21 protein-coding genes are annotated in these 21393 nt (G+C 58.0%); 15 read left to right on the top strand and 6 right to left on the bottom strand.

Annotation, left to right across the window (positions count from 1 at the left end):
* Positions 1-119: 119 nt before the first annotated feature.
* From KP004_RS13105 to KP004_RS13095, 3 genes are read right to left on the bottom strand one after another with little or no spacing between them, the layout of a single operon-like run.
* Positions 120-551 carry a hypothetical protein gene (locus tag KP004_RS13105; RefSeq protein ID WP_216798979.1) on the bottom strand — a complete coding sequence of 144 codons (432 nt, stop codon included), beginning with the start codon at positions 549-551 and terminating at the stop codon, positions 120-122.
* Between the two features lie 34 nt (positions 552-585).
* A complete protein-coding gene (locus tag KP004_RS13100) occupies positions 586-1170 on the bottom strand; it encodes an archaeosortase/exosortase family protein (protein WP_216798978.1) in 585 nt (194 codons plus the stop codon).
* 10 nt (positions 1171-1180) lie between these two features.
* Entirely contained in the window at positions 1181-2287 is a 1107-nt protein-coding gene (locus KP004_RS13095) for a putative Ig domain-containing protein (RefSeq protein ID WP_216798977.1), read from the bottom strand.
* A 518-nt stretch (positions 2288-2805) separates the two neighbouring features.
* Here KP004_RS13095 and KP004_RS13090 point away from each other — a divergent pair.
* From KP004_RS13090 to KP004_RS13070, 5 genes are all read left to right on the top strand, one after another.
* Positions 2806-3432 (top strand): fibronectin type III domain-containing protein, encoded by a 627-nt coding sequence (locus KP004_RS13090; protein WP_216798976.1) that lies wholly within the window; start codon positions 2806-2808, stop codon positions 3430-3432.
* A gap of 700 nt (positions 3433-4132) precedes the next feature.
* Complete coding sequence (locus tag KP004_RS13085; RefSeq protein WP_216798975.1) at positions 4133-4546, top strand: hypothetical protein; 414 nt, start codon at positions 4133-4135, stop codon at positions 4544-4546.
* 15 nt (positions 4547-4561) lie between these two features.
* Positions 4562-5290 carry a DUF4304 domain-containing protein gene (locus tag KP004_RS13080; RefSeq protein WP_216798974.1) on the top strand — a complete coding sequence of 243 codons (729 nt, stop codon included), beginning with the start codon at positions 4562-4564 and terminating at the stop codon, positions 5288-5290.
* 57 nt (positions 5291-5347) lie between these two features.
* Positions 5348-5806, top strand: coding sequence for an ankyrin repeat domain-containing protein (locus tag KP004_RS13075; protein WP_216798973.1), 459 nt, complete (start codon positions 5348-5350; stop codon positions 5804-5806).
* Positions 5807-5980: 174 nt separating this feature from the next.
* Positions 5981-6469, top strand: a complete 489-nt coding sequence (locus tag KP004_RS13070; RefSeq protein WP_216798972.1) for a DUF3592 domain-containing protein — start codon at positions 5981-5983, stop codon at positions 6467-6469.
* A gap of 394 nt (positions 6470-6863) precedes the next feature.
* On the opposite strand, the gene KP004_RS13065 is transcribed toward KP004_RS13070, so the two are convergent.
* Positions 6864-7046 (bottom strand): hypothetical protein, encoded by a 183-nt coding sequence (locus KP004_RS13065; RefSeq protein WP_129128231.1) that lies wholly within the window; start codon positions 7044-7046, stop codon positions 6864-6866.
* Positions 7047-7507: 461 nt separating this feature from the next.
* Between KP004_RS13065 and KP004_RS13060 the strand changes: the two genes are divergently transcribed.
* From KP004_RS13060 to KP004_RS13050, 3 genes are all read left to right on the top strand, one after another.
* A complete protein-coding gene (locus tag KP004_RS13060; RefSeq protein WP_216798971.1) occupies positions 7508-8047 on the top strand; it encodes a hypothetical protein in 540 nt (179 codons plus the stop codon).
* A gap of 123 nt (positions 8048-8170) precedes the next feature.
* Positions 8171-10015: an outer membrane protein assembly factor BamB family protein gene (locus KP004_RS13055; protein WP_216798970.1), complete on the top strand. Its 1845-nt coding sequence runs from the start codon at positions 8171-8173 to the stop codon at positions 10013-10015.
* A gap of 534 nt (positions 10016-10549) precedes the next feature.
* Positions 10550-11296, top strand: coding sequence for an SAM-dependent methyltransferase (locus tag KP004_RS13050; RefSeq protein WP_216798969.1), 747 nt, complete (start codon positions 10550-10552; stop codon positions 11294-11296).
* A 9-nt stretch (positions 11297-11305) separates the two neighbouring features.
* Here the strand turns inward: KP004_RS13050 and KP004_RS13045 are convergent, their stop codons facing one another.
* Positions 11306-12673, bottom strand: coding sequence for an ABC transporter substrate-binding protein (locus KP004_RS13045; protein ID WP_216798968.1), 1368 nt, complete (start codon positions 12671-12673; stop codon positions 11306-11308).
* A 498-nt stretch (positions 12674-13171) separates the two neighbouring features.
* Between KP004_RS13045 and KP004_RS13040 the strand changes: the two genes are divergently transcribed.
* Positions 13172-14221 carry an adenosine deaminase gene (locus KP004_RS13040; protein ID WP_216798967.1) on the top strand — a complete coding sequence of 350 codons (1050 nt, stop codon included), beginning with the start codon at positions 13172-13174 and terminating at the stop codon, positions 14219-14221.
* 118 nt (positions 14222-14339) lie between these two features.
* Here the strand turns inward: KP004_RS13040 and KP004_RS13035 are convergent, their stop codons facing one another.
* Positions 14340-14708, bottom strand: coding sequence for a DUF3135 domain-containing protein (locus tag KP004_RS13035; protein WP_216798966.1), 369 nt, complete (start codon positions 14706-14708; stop codon positions 14340-14342).
* 355 nt (positions 14709-15063) lie between these two features.
* On the opposite strand from KP004_RS13035, the gene KP004_RS13030 reads away from it, so the two are divergent.
* The 6 genes from KP004_RS13030 to KP004_RS13005 all read left to right on the top strand — a co-directional run bounded on the left by KP004_RS13030 (position 15064) and on the right by KP004_RS13005 (position 21390).
* The gene (locus KP004_RS13030; protein WP_216798965.1) at positions 15064-15507 is read left to right on the top strand and encodes a phage holin family protein; all 444 of its coding nucleotides are present in this window, start codon (positions 15064-15066) and stop codon (positions 15505-15507) included.
* Entirely contained in the window at positions 15429-16025 is a 597-nt protein-coding gene (locus tag KP004_RS13025; RefSeq protein WP_216798964.1) for a DUF3618 domain-containing protein, read from the top strand. Before KP004_RS13030 ends, KP004_RS13025 begins: the two co-directional genes overlap by 79 nt.
* 24 nt (positions 16026-16049) lie before the next feature.
* A complete protein-coding gene (locus KP004_RS13020) occupies positions 16050-16325 on the top strand; it encodes a YtxH domain-containing protein (protein ID WP_239026801.1) in 276 nt (91 codons plus the stop codon).
* A 202-nt stretch (positions 16326-16527) separates the two neighbouring features.
* Complete coding sequence (locus KP004_RS13015; protein WP_216798963.1) at positions 16528-17577, top strand: DUF3187 family protein; 1050 nt, start codon at positions 16528-16530, stop codon at positions 17575-17577.
* A 38-nt stretch (positions 17578-17615) separates the two neighbouring features.
* Positions 17616-18800, top strand: coding sequence for an FIST signal transduction protein (locus KP004_RS13010; RefSeq protein ID WP_216798962.1), 1185 nt, complete (start codon positions 17616-17618; stop codon positions 18798-18800).
* A 19-nt stretch (positions 18801-18819) separates the two neighbouring features.
* Complete coding sequence (locus KP004_RS13005) at positions 18820-21390, top strand: hybrid sensor histidine kinase/response regulator (RefSeq protein ID WP_216798961.1); 2571 nt, start codon at positions 18820-18822, stop codon at positions 21388-21390.
* The last annotated feature ends 3 nt before the right edge of the window (positions 21391-21393 follow it).

The following is a 21393-nucleotide window of genomic DNA, read 5'->3' as shown; positions in this document are numbered from 1 at the left end:
TTTCACCTTTAGCGCTCCCACAACCGGAGGAGGGGACTGGCTCCGTCAGGTGCCTGTCCCCTTAGTGCTTGAGGGAGGTGGCTGAGCTGAAAGGAGCGTTCCGCTAGAGGGACAGGCACCTAGCGGAGCCAGTCCCTTCTGCCCCCGCCCCCCCGCCCCCCACCAGCTTGAGGCCAAATGGCAGCCAGCGCCGGAATCTGCCGACCCGCCAGCAAAAGCCACAACAGGTAAGGCATCAGCCACCGCCCCAGCATGTCCCATGCATAGCAACTGACGATGTGCAGAGTCGTAGGTTCCGGCACCAGAAACGGCGGGACGTGCCACATCGCGGCCATGGCCATGTCCATGGAGAAGTAGAAGACGATGGCAGCCGCAAAGCCTACTGCGCGGCGAGCGGCGCTCACCCGGGGAGTAGCGAGGACGAGGAGGAAAAAGGGGGTGAGCTTGCTGGCGCTGACGAAGAAGAGCTGACTCATCGACGCGTAGTCGGGATGCAGGTGAGAGGTCAGCAGGACCTGGAGATACCGGAAAGCGAAATCCAGCCTCGGCATGATCCATATCACGGGGAAGGAGCAGAGGATTAACCTAACGAGGAAGAGGGCGATCGCCTTCACGCTTTACCACCAGTTCGATCCAGACCAGCCATAGAGTAACGACGAACGCCGCGAAAAGCACGTGCCACAGGTAGTCGTGGCTCATACGGGCATATTGCGCGTTCCACCGGGTAATGAGCCCAAGAAGGACGAGCCGCACCACGTTCACGATCAGAATGAGCGGAACGCCTGCTGCCACCGCCACGGCTTTTGCCTTCCGGGAAGCGGGGTAGGCGAGAACGAAAGAAAGGAAGAGGACCCCGGCGGTGACGGCACTGCACTCGGGGGTGATGATCCAGTGCGCCGTCCCCAGGAAGATATGGTTTCCCTGCGCGACCTCGTTGGCGCAACCCGCCGCGTTGAGAAGCCACGATACGGTCCGGGTCGTCTGCCGGGTCAAGGGCTCTATCCCCTGGAACTCCAGAAACCACAGCATCCCGTTCATGGCCGCCATGAACGCCACGAACAGGAGCGAGGTCTTCAACAGCGGCGAGACGGCACGGCTGACGTCACCTCTGCGCTCCTCCGCATCCCTCTCTGGTGCCAGCGGCCGCGGTTTTCCTGGTTTCTTCAGCATCGCCGCCGGTTCACTTCTCTTTTTTCCGCGCTAATAATCCCAACCCCGCGAGCATCCCGGGAAGAAGCCACCAGCCGTTCAGCACCGGAACCGGTGTGGGGCCTCCCTGCCCGCCGCTTCCCGAGGCGGAGACGACGACTGAAAAGGGGGTGAGGGACGCAGAGCCCGCACTGTTGCTGGCAGTGATCGTGATGCCGGCATAGGTGCCCGCATCGGAATTGGAGGGCGTGCCGGTGAGGGCTCCGGTCGAGGCGTTGAAACTGGCCCACGCCGGCTTGTTGCTGATGCTGAAACTGGAGGCGTAGGCGGAAGTCGGGGTGAAGTTGTAGGCCGTGCCGATGACAATTGCCCCGGCCGGGGAACCCGAGATGGTCGGGGGGGGCAGGGTAACCGTGACGTCCGTTTTTTTGGAGCCGGTTTGCGTGCCGTCGGTGACCTCCACGGTGTAGCTGTGGGTGCCGATGGAAAGCGGCGGCAACGCGGAGAGGTTGAGAGGGATGCTCACCGTGCCTGTGCCGATCACCGCCTGGTAATCCTGGACCACCGTGCCCGCGTCGAGCCACCGGTAACTCAAGGGATTTCCCCCTGTCGGGTTGAAGACCGTGGCGGGGATCGTGGTGGCGCCCTGGTCGGCCGCGGACAGGGTGAAAGAAGAGGTAAGGGTAATGAAAAACGGGTCCACCGTCAGGCCGCCGACCGATGAGCCTGCCGCCCTCACGAACCCGAGGCCTTTCCCGAAGTCGGTGAAGGAAAAGGTCAGGTTGTGGTCCGTCGCGATGCCGCTGTAGGTCTGCTGCACCGATCTCTGCCAGTTTCCGCCGGCGTCGGTGGTTATGCCCAGTGGGTCCTGGTTTGCGAGAAGGGTTGTGCCGTTGTCGGTGATGGCCCAGTTCCAGCCGACAGCGGTGTTGGCATAATACACGTCATGCACATTTGCCGTGATGGTGAACGGAATGCCGAGGTAGACCACACAGGGCGCCGTGACGGAGTATGTGGTCTGTCCGAAGCTGTCGGTCCACGATGAGGTCCAGTTGGAACCTTCCGGGCAGACTGCCCAGGCAGGAAGGGCAAGTGCGAGGTAAAAGAGCAGGGCCGGAACAAGAATCCGATACTTCATACAACCTCCTCCGAGCCGCACATAACTGAATACCACACTGTGCAGCTCTTCATTAGGAGCAAGAACAGTGCCGCCACCTGCAGCCCTTCAAAGCGGCATGAAGTCGTTCTCCTGTCTGCCTGACGCGCAGTGGAAACGGCGATTGGACCTCGTACATCTGTTATTTGACTGTGTAATACGGTCTTTTCGCGAAAGATGGATGTGGATAGGGGGCTGGTCCAGCCACAGGTAGCAAAGGGGACCTGTAACTATCAGCATTGTCGACCAGGCGGTGGCGCATAGCCCGATCATACCGTATCTCCGAAAGTGTCGGGCAAAAGCGCGCAGTAGCAGTAGCGTCACCGGCCCTCCCCCATACGCCGCCATGTAATCCTGAAGCTGTGGCCGTTCTTTGCGCCTTCGCGCCTTTGCGTTAATGATGCCTTTCGTCCTCCCCCCCCTAAATTTTGCTCTTGAAATGACCGTTTCGCATGCTAGTGTATTGGAGTATTCTAATTTATCTAACGGAGGCCAAAGACATGAGTAAAAATCGTGACGGCGGGGGGAAGGACGACGAAATCATCCGCGCATCCGACGATCTCCTCACCAGCTTGAGCAAGGATCCCACCATCATGCAAAGCATCTATGATGTCTTGCCGAACCAGGAGAAGTTACAAGAGGCCCGTGACCGGCACCGCAGTCTCTTCCACCAGGTTGTGGACGGCGCCCATGACAAGGAGCCGGAACTGGAGGCGGCCCGTAATGACCACGTCGCCAAGATGAACCTCGTCACCGGCATGGCGACCCTCACCGGAAAGCACGACCCGACCATTCCGCAGAAACTGGGCCTGGTGCACCCACTCACCGGGAAGCGTTCGCCGGCTGGGGGCCTCTCAGTGCCGGAGAATTTCAGGATGGTATACGAAGGGCGCATGATCATCGCCCGCGGATCCGCTGTGAAGGGTGCTAGAAGCTACGAGATCTGGGTTTGTGAAGGCGACCCCTTCACGGAGGCCAACTGGAGGCACCACGCGACCTCAGGCAAGATCAACCGGATTGAGATAACCGGTCTCACACCCGGTAGGCTTTACTATTTCAGGATCAGGGCTGTCGGGGCAAATGACTCAGGTCCTTGGTCCAACTTCATCAGCATGATGGCGATCTAGAACAGAACGAATCTATGGTGCCACCATCGCACCGTTACGAGTTTCCGTGACGGCCGGTGGTGGCACTCCCCCCCATCCTCCCACCTTCCAGGTACCGTTTGTCGGCAAAACTGCAAATGGCGAGACGAAATCGGAAACCGCCCCTCTAGAATCAGCACCCTCGCCGCTGAAATCGGGAAACGTCACCCTAAGTTAAGAAAATGTCTCCCTCAAATCCGAAAACGTTCCGCTAAAATAGGAAAACGTCCTCCTAAAATCGGAAAACGTTCCCACAAAATCGAAAAACGTTCCGATAAAAGCATAAAATGCCCCTTCAAAATCGATAAACGTCCGTCTGAAATCAGAAAACGCAGTGTCAAAATAGGAAACTCTTTGCGACATTGCGGCTTTGCGTTGAAACCCCTACCATTCATCACTTCGCCTTTGACATGTATAGAGGATCTCTATATATTACGATGGATTTGTTCTGGCAAATGAAAGTTGTTATAGGTGGTGCGTCTTCCGCTGCAGGAAGGGGGCGGGAGGATGGCCAGTTTTCTGGCCATCCCCCAATTTGCACGAATTCCGACCTTCACAGTGTGCCATCCTTACGTCAATGTTGTTTATGTGTATAACTTGATACTGCCGTCCCGCGTGGCGGGATGGCGGCAATTTCCCACTAATAGGTAGTTGGGCGAAAACATTCGAGGACCTACACTGAATGGGAATAGCCAAAAGGGCAAAATCACTACGGATCAGCAAGGTATCTTATTTAGACGTTACCTCCACTCCTCATTTCCCAGTAGAAGTTTCCTATTGCGGCATCAGTGTTAGTTTTGAAGATATCTATTTCGATAAACCTGATGACTTCCTGGCAAGGTTGAAAGTTTTAGAGGTGACCCGAAAGGGTGAAGCTCTATTAGATGGCGGCCTTCGCATAAAATTTCTTTTTAAGATGACGTCCCACGGTGGGATGAAAATTTCGTTCACACTCAACGACTGGGAGCCTTCGTTCCCAGGTCGTCTCACCATTGAAGGGCACTTTGAGATCGAAGGCGAATTTTTAAGTCAGTTTGTTCTCTCGTTCGAGAAGCTAATCAAGGATGGGGTACCATTCTGCATTGCACATGATTGATGCCCAACAAGACGGGTGGAGCTGGACGGCTCCGCCGCCGCTCACCCTGAAGACGTTGGACCAACTAAGATGATAAAAAAATTAAACAGATCCTTTCAAGAAGCCATTTCTTCCCAAGGTTATTTCCGCGGCTGGGCAAAAGAGAAGCCACGTGAGTACTGGCAACGAACACCTGAGCATGTCCAAGGAATTGAACTGCAGGTAGATAAGTACTGGGACACGGCAGGCGGTAAGTTTGCGATCAACCTTTGGAACGGACACCGCTGGAGCGTGCCAAGCATCGGGTCTGGTCGATGCGGAGAGATTGAGACCTTTTACACGCGCCTTTCTGACAAAATGACTGGTGATGCGTGGTGGTCTGTTAATAATGAAACTGAACTCGAAGCAGCAATGAAAGAAATTAAAAAACTGCTACAAAAAAATGCTATTCCTTGGTTTGAAAGAGTGTGGAACAAAGTTGGAGCGCTCGAATGGCGAATGGAGACTTATGGAGAATACTCGTTCTTTAGGGAGTACCTGGAGATATACGGCACTGACGCTTTTTACGAGAAGATCCGCGAGTGGTTATCGACTTGCCCAAGAGGTATAGAGGCGATTTTGGAATGGCTAGTCATCGTAGGTGTTATCTCTGCTGATGTCGCGGGACGGATTCGACTTGCCAGTTTCCAGACTACAGATGGTTATCGCGAAGAGATACTGACTTTGTTGCCTGAGATCCAACAATCGACAGGACGAAACCGCTGAAAAATGCAGTTGGTCAGCCTCAGTCCCGTTGGCCAGATTGGACGGAAGAAGATCGACATGGAAAACCTCAAGCGCTTTCTTCGTACGGTTTTGCCGCAATTCAAGCCTCGCCGGAAGCTAACGGTGGAGGAAGAGCGATTAGTTCAGGTCGCTGGTGACAACAACCTTGCCAAAGTGCGTCTTTTACTTGAGATGGGGGTTGATCCAAATGCTCCGCCAAGTGGTGACGGCGCTGCTTTATTGTACGCCGCTGATAATGGAAATCTTGAGATGGTCAAGTTGCTGCTCGATCATGGTGCTGACGTTAACCACCAGTGCGAAGTAAGTGGATCGGCCCTCGAAGCAGCATGTGTCATCGGATCAAAAGAAGTCGTTGAACTACTTTTAGAAGCTGGTGCAGATGTTAATGCACGTAGCTACTTCGGTGGCACACCGTTGGGATATGCACGACATTTTGGGCATTCAGAAATTGTTGACTTATTAAAAGCCCATGGAGCGAAGGAAGACGAAGGATAGTGGTAGATACAGGACCTTAAAAGGCAGGCACCTTTTATATCTGAAGGATGCCAACCAGAACGGGTGGAGACGGACTCCGCGTGCCAATGAAAGTTGATAGTAGCCTAAAAAGGAAGGTCGCTTCGCCGCTCACCCGCCGATCCGTTGGCCAAAGAGCGACAAGACAGGGGACAAATGCTGCTCCTAGGAATTTCAGTAATTACGATTGCTATAGCCCTTTATCTGATCGTTCAGATCTTGTTGGGAAAGGCGGCAGAACGCTGGCCAACAGCCAGAGGCAATCTCGAAAAATTCCGCTCTAGGACGTGGACAGCTACATCGAAATTCCCATCGATACAGGGAGACTCCGTGCAGTGCCTCCTAGACGTGACCTATTCCTATGAAGTGGGAGGGAAAGTCTACAGAAGCAAGAGGTTTAACTTCGGAGTCGACAAGTACTATTTAACTGAGCAAGGACTTTACCGAACACCGCAAGAACTCGAAAATGATGAACTAACGAGACAACTTAAAAGTAATAACTTCACGGTGCGATATTGGCCGCTTGTGCCATCGGTTGCGGTCCTCGTCCCAGGCATAGTAAACGAGAGAAGACACTATGCAACAGTAGCCGCGGTAATGGTCATTGGCATCATCTTGTCGTTTGCTGTAGTTGCGCTGCAATGATGCCCAACCACAAGGCTAGACCCATCTCCGCTACGCTCCGTGGGTCAGCCTCCAACCGTTGGACGAGGCGAAAGAAGGAAAGAGAAAAAAAAGAGCGGAAAAGTGTATGAAAGGGCGGGGTCAATAGCAGATATCATGGCTGCCGATTTGAATGAAGAGCGCTTCTTCCTCGTCAAGGAGCCTGAACACAATTCTATCTGAATAGGAAATGGAAAAGGCGTGGTATTCCTTTAGGTTGCCTTTTAAACGGTGGGTCTTGAGACGCTTGTCGAAGACATCTTCCTTGAAAACCGAAAAGCGCTCCTACAGTTGTTCTTTCTCTCTGGCGGAGAGCTTTCGCAGATACTTGAGCCACTCGCATCGTAATTGATGGCCTTTGGTCTCATACCCGGAGCTACAGGGCGCCGATCAGATCATCGACAGAGACCTTCTTGGTCTTGCCCTCGGCCAGATTTTTTTCGGCCTCCCCGATGCGTACAAGAAAAGCCTGCCGCTGCACGGTGCGGTAGACCTCTTTGAGCAGGGCGTATTCCTGCTTGGGAACTTTAACGAAATCCTTTGCCGTTGTCTGTGGCATGAATGACCACCCCGTGAGCCTGGTTTGAAGGCAGATGGATTATCACACAAGTCGCTCGGGATGTCAAAAAAGGCGCCAGACACGCTGCTATTGAAGAACAACACCCACCCACGTCCTTAGACGCGGACGGCTGACGCCGCCGGTCAAGGGCGCCCCCGTTACAATATTGACGGAGATATATGCAAAACATAACGTCAAAGAACCTGATGCCAGGGGCGCTGCTCGCTCTCTTTCTTGCCGTAGCCCCTTCCGTTGCATCCGCCACAGCAGGTCTTGGCGAACTCGATGAAAAATCCTCCGCGATTGTCCTGTTTTTTTTCGCGTTGGCAACCTGCCTCTTACCTCTTGGCCTCAGCGGAACATGGTCTTTCGTCTGGTATTACGTGTGGTTTCAACATTGATGCGGGCAACTAGCGGGGGATAGGGGGGCTGGCACGTTTAAATCCTAACTGGAAGTGTCGATGAATTTACAACAAAAGCCAACTGATGTGCTGTCATTTGGAATGGGCGTAACATTCTACTTGGTATTGAATGCCATTGCGACTCTTATCGCCTCCGCTGTCGCCTATGGGATATTTTCACGACTAGCGACAACTTCACATGAACTGCGCTGGATTTGGGCGATGCCGGTCACTGCTGCGCTGATATCACTAATCCAATTGGCGGCCCTGCGGTCTATGGTAACGAAAAGGCTGGAATGGCTGGTCTTTAATACAGTAGCAGCTTTTGTATGGCCATTTGCCACTTTCATCCTTGCCTTTATGTTTGGGACTCTGTCTGAGAAAGTCGGACTTCCTATTCCCCATGGTCGAATCTTCTTTGTTGTTGTGGGAGGACCTATTGGAGCAATTACCGGCTCGATGATTGCCGCTGCTCACTCATCATTTCTAGATGCGAATAAAGACGTTAAGGCTCAGTGGTCTATTTCCGTTATCGTTGCTGCGGGTATAATCGCCGGCTTTTTATCTTACGGATTTACTTTCCTGGAGTTTGCAAAGTAGGGGGACGCTTATGGAATTGATTTATTGATACCTTCGCACAGGCGATAGACCAATGCAAGTGAAGGTGGACTGATTTGGTACAGACACGGACATATTTAGTGAAATGAAAACTGGAGGGCAGGTGTGAAAGCGATCATCCTTTGGGCGGCAATCATTTGTGTTGTTATTTTAGCTGGGTGTGGCGGTGGAGGCGGTTCTTTAAGCAATCCTGCAGCGCCGCAAGCGTCGTATATGTCGCCCCAGGTTTACGGAGAGAACGAACCTATCTCGCCGTTGGTGCCGACCATCTCCGGTACGGCGACGTCGTACAGGGTTACCCCTTCGCTGCCTGCCGGTCTGGTTCTGGATGCCGCTACGGGGGCCATTTCAGGTACGCCTGTCGCAACCGCGGCAACCGCTGATTATACGATTACCGTTACGGGACCGGGCGGTTCCACAACGGCCAACTTACGCCTCGCCGTAGTGCCGGTGGTCTCCGTTTCCAGGATGGTTGTGGCCAGTACGTCTGTTTCTCCGCTCGTGACGCTCAATGCCGCAGCCACGGGCCTCAGTGGCACCGTGTACGCCAAGGCCAGTGACGCAGGCGGCGTTTTCAGCACGCCGGTTGCGGTGAACGCCAGCGCGGGTAACTGCGTGCTCGAACTCTCAACGCTGAGTTCCGCGAGCACCGGCCTCCATACCGGACGAGCTGTTGTGAACCTTTACACTGACCCGGGTTGCACAACCTCTCAGGCGATGCCGAGTGTGTGGGTAAACTATACGGTCAATGTCCTCGCCCCGGGCGGTGCGTGGCCAGGCAATCATTTGACTGCCCTGTCGTCCATCCAAGGTGCCCCGGAATGGGCCACATTCCAGGGTAACGCTGCCCATACGGGATACGTGCCGGTCACGCTCGATCCCAACAGGTTCGACACGCGCTGGCAAATATCGGTCCCTGCGTTCCTCTATTTCAACAGCAGGTTCAATCTGGCCACGGTGTCCACGGCAGGCGGAAAATTCTACACGGCAGGTGCCAATGCCGTCACCGCCCGCAACGAGTACGACGGATCCACCCTGTGGAGCTACAGCTTCAGCGGGTTGCCTTTCCCGTCTGTGAACCCGCCCGCAGTCAGCGACGGGATCGTCTACGTGGCGGCCGGACAACAGTCATCGACCTACATGTTCGCCTTAGATGCGATGACCGGCTCCAAGTTGTTCCAATCCGCCATGTCTTCCCAGTGGGAAAACTACCTCGCCCCCACCGTGGGACCATCGGGAGTCTATACCAATGCTGGCATGTACGGCGGGATGTATGCGTTCAATTCCCAGGGAAGCCAGCTGTATTTCGCGGGGACCGCACAGCAGTCCGCGTGGACCCCAGCGGTTGATTCCACTTCGGTGTATGCCTATACGGGTGATGCCCTGCGTGTGTTCGATCCGGTCCAGGGGACGCTCAAGACGAGCATCACCGACCCGACCTTCACGAACTACATTTACGAAATCGGCGGATCGGCCGTGCTGGGGGCGGCCAACTCGGTGTTCGCCGCGGCATACGGCAACAGCATCCTTAACGGCGGCGCGATAGGCAACTCGCTCGTGCACTTCAATCTACTATCGAACACGGTGGACTGGACTATCAAAGGCGTCTACCCGACGACGCCTGCTTACGACAACGGAGTCGTATACGCGGCTAACAACAATCCGCTGCGCTTGGAGGCGCGCTCCGAGGCTGACGGTAAGCTGATCTGGTCTTGGACGCCTCCGGCATCGGGTGATACCAGATTCGTGAGCGAGGTCCTGCTCACGCAGAACGTCGTGATCTTGAGTACGAATCTCTCGACCTACGCGATAGACCGGTCCACGCACCACGTGGTGTGGAGCTACCCGATGGCGGGGAATCTTGCGTTGTCTCCCAAAGGCATCCTCTATATTGAGGGATACGGCACACAAGGCTCCACGGCGCCGATAGTCGCGATCAACGTTCATTGAAAGGGCAGGACAAAACGGCCGGACTCTTACAGGGGAGATAATCAGGGGAAGCGATGTCCAACTCTCGGCACGCCCCCCTACACCGGAGGGCATTACGCAAGGTAGTTCCCCCAAGCAGGTGCGAAAGCACTTCCCTCATCTGGAAAAAGCATACGTCTTACTCGGCAGCGGACATAGCAAGACCGCTGGAGATCGTGAGTTGGTTTATTGGGTAGATCCCAGATCAGGCATAGCATTCGAGTTTTACTACGACGGCACGAAAAGACAAAGGCTTGTGAAAAGCGTCATCATATTCACCCCCGACTCTGATTTCCATCCGTATGGCGCCACCAGCCCACCGCGAGAACTAAAAGAGATTGCGCCATACACCTTGGAGCCTATAAAGGAAATGGTTCGTGAATTTGACGGCAAATATCCCTAGCGGCGGGCATCTTCGTGCTTTGTTTCCGGCTGATGATCATCTATGAAGGGGAAGGTGGTGCTGGAGAAGGTGGAGGGAAGGTGGCTGGGAACGAATAAAGGAGGAGGAACCACATGGACATTCCACGGATCTTCAACATCACCGAAAGTGCTCACCGCGTCCATAACCCGTTCACGCCCGAAAAGCTTGCCACTCTCGGCGCGGCACTGCGTCTGGAACCGGAGACCCGAGTGCTCGACCTTGGCAGCGGTTCGGGGGAGATGCTGTGTACCTGGGCGCGCGATTACGGAGTCGTCGGCACCGGCATCGACATGAGCCGGTTGTTCTCCGAGCAAGCCAAACTCCGTGCCGAAGAGCTCGGCGTCGCCGATCGAGTCAACTTCATCCATGGCGATGCTGCGGGATACGTCTCTGTCGAGAAGGTCGGGGTGGCGGCCTGTATCGGTGCCACCTGGATCGGCGGGGGAGTCGTCGGTACCATCGCGCTTCTGGCACAGAGCCTGGGCGCGGGGGGGATCATCCTTGTCGGCGAACCTTACTGGCGGCAGTTACCGCCGACCGAAGATGTCGCTAAAGAGTGTCACGCCGGCTCGATCTCCGACTTTCTTCTGCTGCCAGAACTTCTGGCGTCTTTCGGCGGCCTCGGCTACGATGTCGTGGAAATGGTTCTGGCGGACCAGGACAGCTGGGATCGATACGAGGCGGCCAAGTGGCTCACCATGCGCCGATGGCTCGAAGCCAATCCCGATGACGACTTCGCGAAAGAAGTCCGAGCCGCACTGACCTCGGAACCCGAGCGCTACGCCGCTTACACGCGTGAATACTTGGGGTGGGGTGTCTTCGCGCTGATGCCGCGGTGATGGATCCTGCTACTTCTTTTTTTTGCTCGAGAAATTGTCGTCGAAGCAACTCGGGCAGATACCGTGGCTGAACTGGGCCTCGGTATGCTGGGATATGTACGATTCCATCTGTTGCCAGCTCTCTTCGTCCTTCCTTACTTTCTTGCAGTACATGCAGACCGGGATGATCCCCTCCAATACCTTTACCTTTGAAAGGGCCTGTTCGAGCTCCACGTTGCGCTGCATCAGGGCGTCCCGGTGTACCTTCAGGTTCTTCCGGCTGTTGATCAGCTTGACGAAGCTCGTGACCAGCGCCAGTAAAAGCAGCACGGATATCGTCGCCAGTATGTCGACGCGATGGCTCCAGAGGTATCCGGGCGGCCTGTTGACCACGATGCTGTCCGCTGGCAGCTTCGCCTGGGGAATCCCGAAGCGGCGCAGCTCGTTGTAGTCGAACATGTCTTTGTTCGGGCTCGGCGAAACCGGGGGGAGGCGGTCTATGGACTCTCCTTTGAGCACCCGCACCGCCAGTGCCGCCGCTGCGGCCCCGTGTTCGTGAAGGTTTAACAGCCTGCCGCCAACGATGCCTTTGCCGAGGTTGAACTCCCACCCGCCGTACACGGGGACGGGACTCACGGCGGAAATTCGGCGCAACGCCTCGTTGCTGGAGACCCGGTCGCCGTTTCTGTCCGGCACGAAGGACGCGAAATAGACGATGACGCTGCCGGGTTTAAGCTGCATGACACGACCGGTGAGCTCGTCCAGCTGCATTCCGGCCCAGTCGGAGAAGGTGGCTTTGCCCGGCAGTTGCGAGGCTGCCTTCTTGAACTCCATGTCGTTCAGTTGCCCGGTGACGGAATCGTCGCGGATGACAACGATGTTGCTGGTTCCGGGATGGAGGGAGAAGATGAGGGCAAGGGTTGCGTCAAAACTGGGACGCTCGTCGATGCCGATGATGCCGCTCTTGCCGGAAAGCCTGGATCGGTCGAAGGAGTTGGTGCCGCAAAAGACCACGGGGGTGGAGTCAAAGAGGGCTTCCCTGTACCGCTCGATGATGTTGAAGGCATAGTCGTCGGTGGAGAGGATGAGGTCGAAGCGGTGCTGCTGGTATTTGAACTTGAGCAGATCGAGGACGCGTGCGTCGTACTCCTTGCCGCTGTTGTTTTTGGAGTCCAGGTATTCGATCTGGATCTCGGTTTCCGGCAGCGACCGAAGCAGTGTCTCGGTAAAGCCCTGGACGGCGTCGTCGGACCCCTTGTACCCCGAGTGGTACGAGTTGAGGATCAGGATTTTCTTCGCGGGCTTCGTCTCGGTGCAGGCGGCATCGGTCACCGTCCCCAGCAGGCAGACCAGGACCAGTAGGCATAGCAGGCTGTTAAGGAACCAAATCCTGGGCATCGTTTTCTCCATGCGGAACCATTTTCGCTTCCGTTGTGGCCCTGTAACGGAGCCGCAACGGCCAAAATCTGCGCCTGTATCAATTGTTTCGGCACAATGCGGCGACACTTGAGAGAGGAGTGGGCATCGAAGCGGCTATGTGCACGGCGGCGCCCGCGGGATTACTCTATGACAAGGTTGCCCGGCTGGAAAACCCGGTGTAACCTGGAAGACGAGGTGTAATCCGTGCTCATGGCGGCGGTGAATTGCGCTTCCAAATTGACGCGCAATGTATACTACAAAAAAATGCCTGTCAAAGGACTATGGACCTCAACCCCGACCTTCTACCGGATCAGTGGCCGTCGCTGATAAAGGTATCAGTCGTCCGATGTAGATAGAGAGGGTTGAATTTTTATAATGCTCTCCGGCGCGAAAGGTGTTTGTCGTGTCGGGACGGTTGTGGCACTATCCCCGTCCGCGCCTTCGGACGCAGCAAACCGAACCAACACGGAGTAGAGTATGAACCTGGAAACGATCCCCCGTCAGGAGCTGGCCTCCATCCTGCGCCGCATGCCTAAGGCGGAACTGCACATCCACATCGAAGGCTCCCTGGAGCCCGAGCTGATCTTCGCACTGGCCCAAAAAAACGGTGTCGATCTCCCGTATCCGTCGGTCGAGGCGCTGCGTGCCGCCTATGCCTTCACCGACCTGCAGAGTTTTCTCGACATCTACTACGCCGGAGCCGGGGTGCTGCAGACGGAAGAAGATTTCTCCGCTATGGCGTGGAGCTACCTTGTCCGGGCCAAGGCCGACAACGTGGTGCACACCGAGATCTTCTTCGATCCGCAGACCCATACGGCCAGGGGGGTGCCCATGGCGGCGGTCATCAACGGACTGGACCGGGCCGTCCAGCGGGGGCGCGAGGAACTGGGGCTTTCCGCATCCCTGATCCTCTGCTTTTTGCGCCACCTGAGCGAGGAGGACGCGTTTGAGACCCTCGAGCAGGCGCTGCCGTTTCGGGACAAGTTCATCGGCGTCGGCCTGGACAGCGGCGAGCGCGGCAACCCGCCGGAGAAATTCGCCGCCGTATTCGGCCGTTGCCGGGAGTTGGGACTTAGGCTGGTGGCCCACGCCGGTGAGGAGGGGCCGGCGCAGTACATCCGCGACGCCCTGGACCTGTTGCATGCGGAAAGGATCGACCACGGGGTGCGCTGCCTGGAAGACCCGGAACTGGTCACCCGGCTCGCGGCGGAGCGGGTCGCGCTGACGGTGTGCCCGCTGTCCAACGTGAAGCTGGCGGTGTTTCCGGAACTGGCGCGGCACAACTTGGGCCGCCTGCTCACCGAGGGGATCGTCGCCACCATCAACTCGGATGATCCCGCCTACTTCGGCGGCTATCTCAACGATAACTACGCGGCGACCTTCGCGGCGCTCCCCGAACTAGGCGCGAGGGAGGCATACCTGCTGGCGCGAAACAGCTTCGAGGCGAGCTTCGTGGCGGATGACACCAGGAAGAAGTGGATCGCCGCCCTTGATTCATTCTTCGCCGACTGCTGCGCCGGAAGGTGATGTAAGCCGCAGATGGAAAGGCAAGGAGCCGCTGGAGCAGCATGTACTGATATGCATGCTGCTCTGCGGCTCCTTTTGTTTTTGAAGTTGGTAGGGGGGCGGCGCTACGCTGCACCGTTTAAACCCTGCGTAGCTTGACGCTCTCCTCTTCTTCCTTCCCCATGATCTGCTGTTTTTTGCCTATGGCCCGCAACAGGGTGTTGCAACTGTCGACCAGCTGCTCCAACTGCCCGTTTTTGCCGTAGACCTGGGTGTAAAAGATGTTTTCCATGATGTGCATCCGCCCGAGGTTGCTGCTTGCCCGGCGCATCTGCATGGTCATCGACCACTGCATCTGCTGGAGTTTCAGGGTCTTCTCCGGGGTCCTCGCCCGGCAGGCGTTTTTCAGTGCTTGATCAGCCAACTGGTCGAACAGTGCGGGATTCTCCTGGTAGAGCTCTCTTAATTCATCGGGGGTATACGCGGTGAACTCCTTTTTGGTACTCATGACACGCTCCTTCTCCTTACATAACAATAAAAGTTGCGGCAGTAGAGCCGGTTGAGTTTTTTTAATTGTGGACTCGCCGGCAAAAATATTCCAGCAAATTGTGTATACGGTCGGAGGGGTGCGACAGTAACACAATTTCTCTCCATTTTCCATGGACTACCATGACCGCCGGCCGCAGCGAGCCGTCCCGCAGGCTCACCTTGCCCGCTCCATTCCCGCGCGGCGAACGGCCCGCCTCTTCCACTGGGCTTCCCGCCAATGAACTTGCAATTAAAAAGCAAATTCCTTAACATTAATTTGTACCAATCATTGTTGTGGCGAAAACGAGATCTTCCTGCGGCGAAAGGAGGCGGCCATGGCGGATAAAGGTGAAAAGAGCATTGGCGAACTGGTGTCAGAACTGACCGGCGAGGTGCGTCTGCTTTTCCGGCAGGAACTGGACCTGTTCACGGCGGAGATGAAGGAGAAGGTGGTGGCTGTGGCGAAGGACGCCGCCGCGGTCGGGGTAGGCGGGGTACTCCTCTATACGGGGTTCCTGGTGCTCGTGGCGGCGATCGTGCTGGGGCTGGCTACGGTGATGCCCGCGTGGGGGGCAGCGCTCCTGGTGGCTGTGGGGTTGATCGCCATCGGAGCGGTTCTGGTTCTTAAAGCCGGCAAGGACGTCAAGGAGATGGATGCGAAGCCCGAGCAGACGGTGGGGGCTTTGAAGGAGACGGTACAATGGGCGAAAACGTTAAGGTTGACGAACAGTCGCCGGAGAGGATCCGCGAGCAAATCCGGCATACGGAAAGCGATATAACGCACACGGTGCACAGCCTCGAAGAGAGACTCTCCCCGCGTTACCTGAAACGGCAGGGGCTGCGCAAGGCGAAACTCTTCGCCTGGCAGGGTATCGCCAAAGCACTCGACCTGGCCCAGCGGACGACGGTGCAGGCGTCGCTGGTGGGGGGGAGCGCACTGCTGATGTTGTTGGGGAACAGCCGGGTGCGGGAGCGGATGAACATCAGGCCGGGCAGGAAGCACGTCGTGGAGGTGCATCCGGTTCCGGCCGCGGTCCGCGCGGTCGGTGCCGGCGCGATGTGGCTGCTGATGCGCAAGTTCGGCGGTGGCAGTGGTAAAGGACAAGCCGGGAAGGTGTCGGTATCGGGGCTGGGGCTGGCACTCTCTGCCGCCAAGGCGTTCCTGGGAGGCAAAAGGGCCTCGGAAAAAAGCGGCTCCCCAAGGGAAGGTAAGAAGGTCGCCTGGCACGGGCTGGCGACAACCATCGGAGCGGCGCTGGGTAACTACTGGTACACCCACAGGACCCGCAGAGTGTAGCGGGCGGTAGCAAAGGAGGACATCATGAGAAGACATGCGAGCACGACGGCTGAGGTAGTCAGTTTTTCGGCAGGGGCATTGGTAGGTGCCGGACTCGCCCTGCTCTACGCCCCGAAGACCGGGCATGAGATGAGGGAGAAAGTCTCCGACGTGACCGGCGATGCCATCGCCAAGATGAAAGGCCTGACCGAGGACGTACAGGACAAGCTGAACAGAAACCTGCGCAGAGGGCGCGACTACGCTGAGGAAAAAGTGTCGGAGTTATCGTCAAATATTGAGGAAAGGGAACAGTATCACTAATCCCCACCCCTGGCGCGGGTAAGCATCGAAGAGGGCTGTCCGGCAGCGGACAGCCTTTTTTGCGTCTCTGTGACCGGCATCGGCAAAAAGCGCAACGGTTGACGGAGATGGTAGAGCTGTGACACATTAGTTTGCCATTGCCTCAAAGCTCATGTACCATCTGTGGAACTGTATACGTATCTACCCGTTGACCGGACCTTCTATGACTAGCCGATCCTTCTTCCTGACCCGCGAGCTGTCGATACAGAGAATGTTGTTCACGGCGGTGGTACTGGTGGCGCTGTCCGTTGGCCCCTGCCACGGGGAGCCGCTGGCGATCACCCCTTTTTACACCTTCAATCAGAGTCCCCTGGTTCAGATCTACGGTCTTCCTGCCGCCGAAAACGCCGTGGTGCAGCCGGCAGGGAAGGCCTGGACGCTCCTCGCCGTCGATGTGGCGAACAGCTATCTGAAGCGGGAAACGATGCGCGAGACGCTCCTTGTCGACGGCGAGGGGGAACGGATCACCCTCGCCCTTCGCTACGGCGTCGTACCGAATCTGGAGTTGGGGATGGATGTGCCGCTGGTGGCCTACAACGGCGGCATCTTCGACGGCTTCATCGAGGACTGGCACGAGTTCTTCGGCCTCCCCCAGGGACAACGGCCCGGTGCGCCCAAGGGGGAGCTCCGCTTCGCCTACGCGAAGGACGGCCGGCAGCGCCTGGAGATGGATGAAGCGGGAGTGAGGCTGGGTGATGTGAGGTTGAACGGCGCCTGGCAGCTCTACCACGGCGGCGGCGACAACCCCGTGGCGCTGGCGCTGAGAGCGAGCCTCAAGCTTCCCACGGGAAGCAGTTCCCGCCTCACCGGCAGCGGCAGCACCGACTTCGCCCTGTGGCTCACCGGCAGCAGCGACTACGCCTTGCCCGGCAGATGGGGGCACGCTACCGTATTCGCCGCGGGCGGCGCCCTGGCCATGTCCGACGGAGAGGTGCTGAAGGAGCAGCAGCAGAACCTGGTCGGCTTCGGCACCCTGGGCCTTGGCTGGTCGCCCGCACAATCTTTCGCGTTGAAGGCGCAGCTCTCCGGGCACAGCGCCTTCTACCGGGACAGCGAATTCTCGGAGCTCAGCTCCGGGGCCATGCAGCTCATCTTCGGCGGGACCGTCGCGTTCTCGCCGCGCACCACCCTGGACATCGCCCTCTCCGAGGACGTCACCGTCGGCGCCTCACCGGACGTCGCGCTGCACCTGGGCTTGGGGCACCGGTTCTGAAACGTTTTTCGTCTTTACCCCTGTGGTAGGAGGATGTGATGGGGACGTCGGTAGGAATAGGGTTCAGTATGCGCAAGAACCCGGTCGAGGCGGGTCACGAGGCGGCCCGGACCGCGCTGGAGCGGGCGGGGATCGCCAAGCCTGATTTCGTCTTGGTGTTCGCCACGGTGGGATACCATCAGCAGAGGCTGATCGCGTCCATCCGTGAGGCGACCTCCGGGGCGCCGTTGTGCGGCTGCTCGGGCGAAGGCATCATCGCACAGGATGATGTCGCCGAGACCAATTTCGCCGTCGGTGTCATGGTGATCGCCTCCGACGAACTCCGCTTCGGCATCGCCTCGATAGCGGGGATAGGGGGTGCCCTGGCCGGCGAGCGGCTGGCGGAAAAGGTCGCGCCCCTTGTGGCATCCGACAGCCGTGCCTTTTTCCTGCTGGCGGACGGGCTGGACTTCGACTTCGATCCCTTCGTCGCGGCCTTCGAAGGGGTCCTCTCCCCGTCGGCGCGGCTCCCGATCTTCGGCGGACTCGCGGCGGACAACTGGGCCTCCCGTAAGACCTACCAGTACCACGACGACGAGGTGCTCAGCGACGGGGCCTGCTGCGTGGTCATGTCGGGCCAGGGGCAGGTCGCGTGGGGGATCAACCACGGCTGCGTTCCGGTGGGGACCAAGCGGACCATAACCCGCAGCAAGGGGAACATCATCTACGAGATCGACGGGGTGCCGGCACTCGAGGTCCTCAAGGAGTACCTCGACGAGGAGTGGTCCATCAAGTGGAACAAGGCGACCCTGAACCTCTGCCTGGGCTTCAAGACTCCCGAACACCTGCGCCAGGGGTACGAGGAGTACTTCATCCGGTACATAACGGACAAGGACGAGCGTGAAGGTTCGGTGACCATCCAGTCCGACGTGAGCGAGGGGACCGAGCTCTGGATCGTGCGTCGCGACAAGGAACTGATGATGAACGGCCTGCGCTCGATACCGCGCCAGATCAAGGAACAGCTCTGCGGCGACCCGCCCAAGTTCGTGCTGCAGTTCGAATGCATGGGGCGGGGGAGGGTGGTCTTCAAGGAGCAGGAACGGATGGAGCTGGTCAAGTCCCTGCAGCGCGACTTGGGCGAAAAGGTGCCCTGGCTGGGGTTGTACACCTATGGCGAGATCGGTCCGATCCGGAAGTACAACTGTTTCCACAACTTCACCTCAGTCGTTACCGCGGTGTACTGAAGCTGAAAGAACGTAGCGTATGAGCGAATCGGGAAAAGACATGACCCAGGCAGCCGAGCTGGAGAAGCTGCGCCGGGAGAACGAGATCCTGTCGGAGCAGGTGAAAAGGCTGGTCAAGGCCGAGAGCAGGCTCTACGACTACCAGGAGAAGCTGGACGCCCAGGTCAAGGAGTACAGCGAACTCTACGACCTGAGCCGGAAGCTGTCGACCTGTACCGAGCTCCCGGCCATCTTCGAACTTGCCACCGGCTACGTCACCAACAGCCTCAACTATGAACGCGTGCTCTTCTTCCACAAAAGCGACGACGGCGCCGCCTATGCGGTCTGCGCCTGCGACGGCTATTATGACCACGAGGAAGAAAGCGCCGTTTCCTCCCTGAGCATCCCCCGCAAGGCCCCGTTTCTTGCGCCGCTTTTCAGCGGCGAGACCTACCGCATCTGCACCGAAGGCTCCCGGCAGCACGCGCTCTCCGAGTACCGCGCCAAGCTGTTGATGAACGAATACCTCCTTTGCGCGCTGGGAAACCCCTCCGACCCCCCCGTGCTGGTCGCGGTAGGAAACTCCGAGGAGAACGCCGAGTTCAACCGCAGGGTCAGCGACAGCGAGGAGGCCCTCTTCGGCATCGGGAACTTCGTGGGGCTGCTCTCCTCGGCGATCGAGAACCTGATCCACTATGCCGGCATGAAGAAGGCGCTGGAGCAGGAGCGGCTTGCCGAGGCGAAGTACCGCGGCATCTTCGAAAACGCCATGGAGGGGATCTTCCAGACCACGCCGGAGGGGAAGTTTCTCAGCTGCAACTTCGCCACCGCCGCCATCCTCGGCTATCAGACCCCGGAGGAGGTGCTGGAAAACGTGGTGGATATCGGGCCGCAGCTCTACGTCGACCCGAAACGGCGCGACGAGCTGTACGCACTGATGAGCCAGCGGCAAAACGTGAAGAACTTCGAGGTGGAATTCTACCGCAACGACGGCAGCAGGATCTGGGTCAACCTGAGCACCCGGCCCACCTTCGACGACAGCGGTTTGCTCGCCTACATCGACGGAATCATGCAGGATATCACCGAGCGCAAGCGGGACGAGGATGCCTTACGCAAGCTCTCCCAGGTGGTCGAGCAAAGCCCGGTCTCGATCGTCATCACCGACACCTCAGGCCGCATCGAGTTCGTAAACCCCAAGTTCGTCCAGTTGACGGGGTACACGCTGGAAGAGGTGATGGGGAGGAATCCGCGCTTTCTGAAGTCGGGGAAGGGCGCCCCGGAGGAATCCGAAAGGCTCTGGCAGACCATCACCAGCGGCAAGGTATGGGAAGGGGAGTTCCTCAACAAGAAGAAAAACGGGGAGCTTTTCTCCGAGCACGCCACCATTTCACCGATCCGGAACAAAAAGGGGATGGTCACGCACTACCTGGCGGTGAAGGAGGACATCACCGAGCGCAAGCTGCTGGAAACCCAGCTGTTCCAGTCGCAGAAGATGGAGTCGATCGGGCGCCTTGCCGGCGGGGTGGCCCATGACTTCAACAACATGCTGAGCGTCATCCTGGGGTGTGCCCAGTTGGCGCTGCGCGACGCCCAGGAGGGAACCCCCCTGTGGCAGGACCTGGACCAGATCATCCACGCCGCCAAGCGCTCCAGTGACATCACCCGGCAGCTGCTGGCCTTCTCGCGCAACGAGGTGATCGCGCCGCGGGAGGTGAACCTCAACGAGCACTTCGCCGAGATGCAGAAGACGCTGGGGCGGCTGATCGGCGAAGACATCAAGATGACCTTCCAGCCCGACCCCGAGCTCTGGCCGGTCAACGCCGACACGACCCAACTGGACCAGATCCTGGTCAACCTGGCCGTCAACGCCCGCGACGCCATGGAAAACGGCGGGGTACTCACCGTGGCGACCGCCAACGTCACGGTGGACAGCAGTTACAGCCAATACCACCTGGACGCCTCACCGGGGGATTACGTGCAGCTTTCGGTGAGCGATACCGGCTGCGGCATGGACCGCGACACCATCGACCGCATCTTCGAACCTTTTTTCACGACCAAGGAGGTGGGGAAGGGGACGGGGCTGGGGCTCGCGACGGTGTACGGCATCGTGCGGCAGCACAACGGCTTCATCAACGTGTACAGCGAACCGGGGCAGGGGACCATCTTCCAGATCAACTTCCCCAGGTTTGCCGGGGGCGCCGCGGTCGGGGAGAACGCGGCCCACGACGCCGCGCCGGCAGGTTCGGGTACCGTGCTGCTGGTCGAAGACGACGCCCTGGTCCGCAAGATGACGCTGCGCGCCCTGAGAGACCTGGGATACACCGTGATCCATGCCTCGGGCGCCGACGACGCCATCGCCATCTGCAGGGACGGCGGCACGCGCATCGACGTGATCCTCACCGACGTGGTCATGCCGGGGATGAACGGCAAGGAGATGGTCGACGTCATCGAGTCGTTCCGTCCCGGTCTGAAGGTGCTCTTCATGTCGGGGTACACGAGGGATCTAGTGGCCCAGCGCGGTGTCGTGGACGAGGGACGGCATTTCATCCAGAAGCCGTTCGACCTGCAGTCGCTGGGCCGGAAACTGAAGGAAACACTGCAGGACCGGTAGCCG

Origin of the sequence: Geomonas oryzisoli (assembly GCF_018986915.1) — a bacterium.
In the GTDB taxonomy this organism is placed as follows: domain Bacteria; phylum Desulfobacterota; class Desulfuromonadia; order Geobacterales; family Geobacteraceae; genus Geomonas; species Geomonas oryzisoli.
Note: the sequence above shows the minus strand (reverse complement) of the source record. Positions and strands in the feature narration are given on the sequence as shown.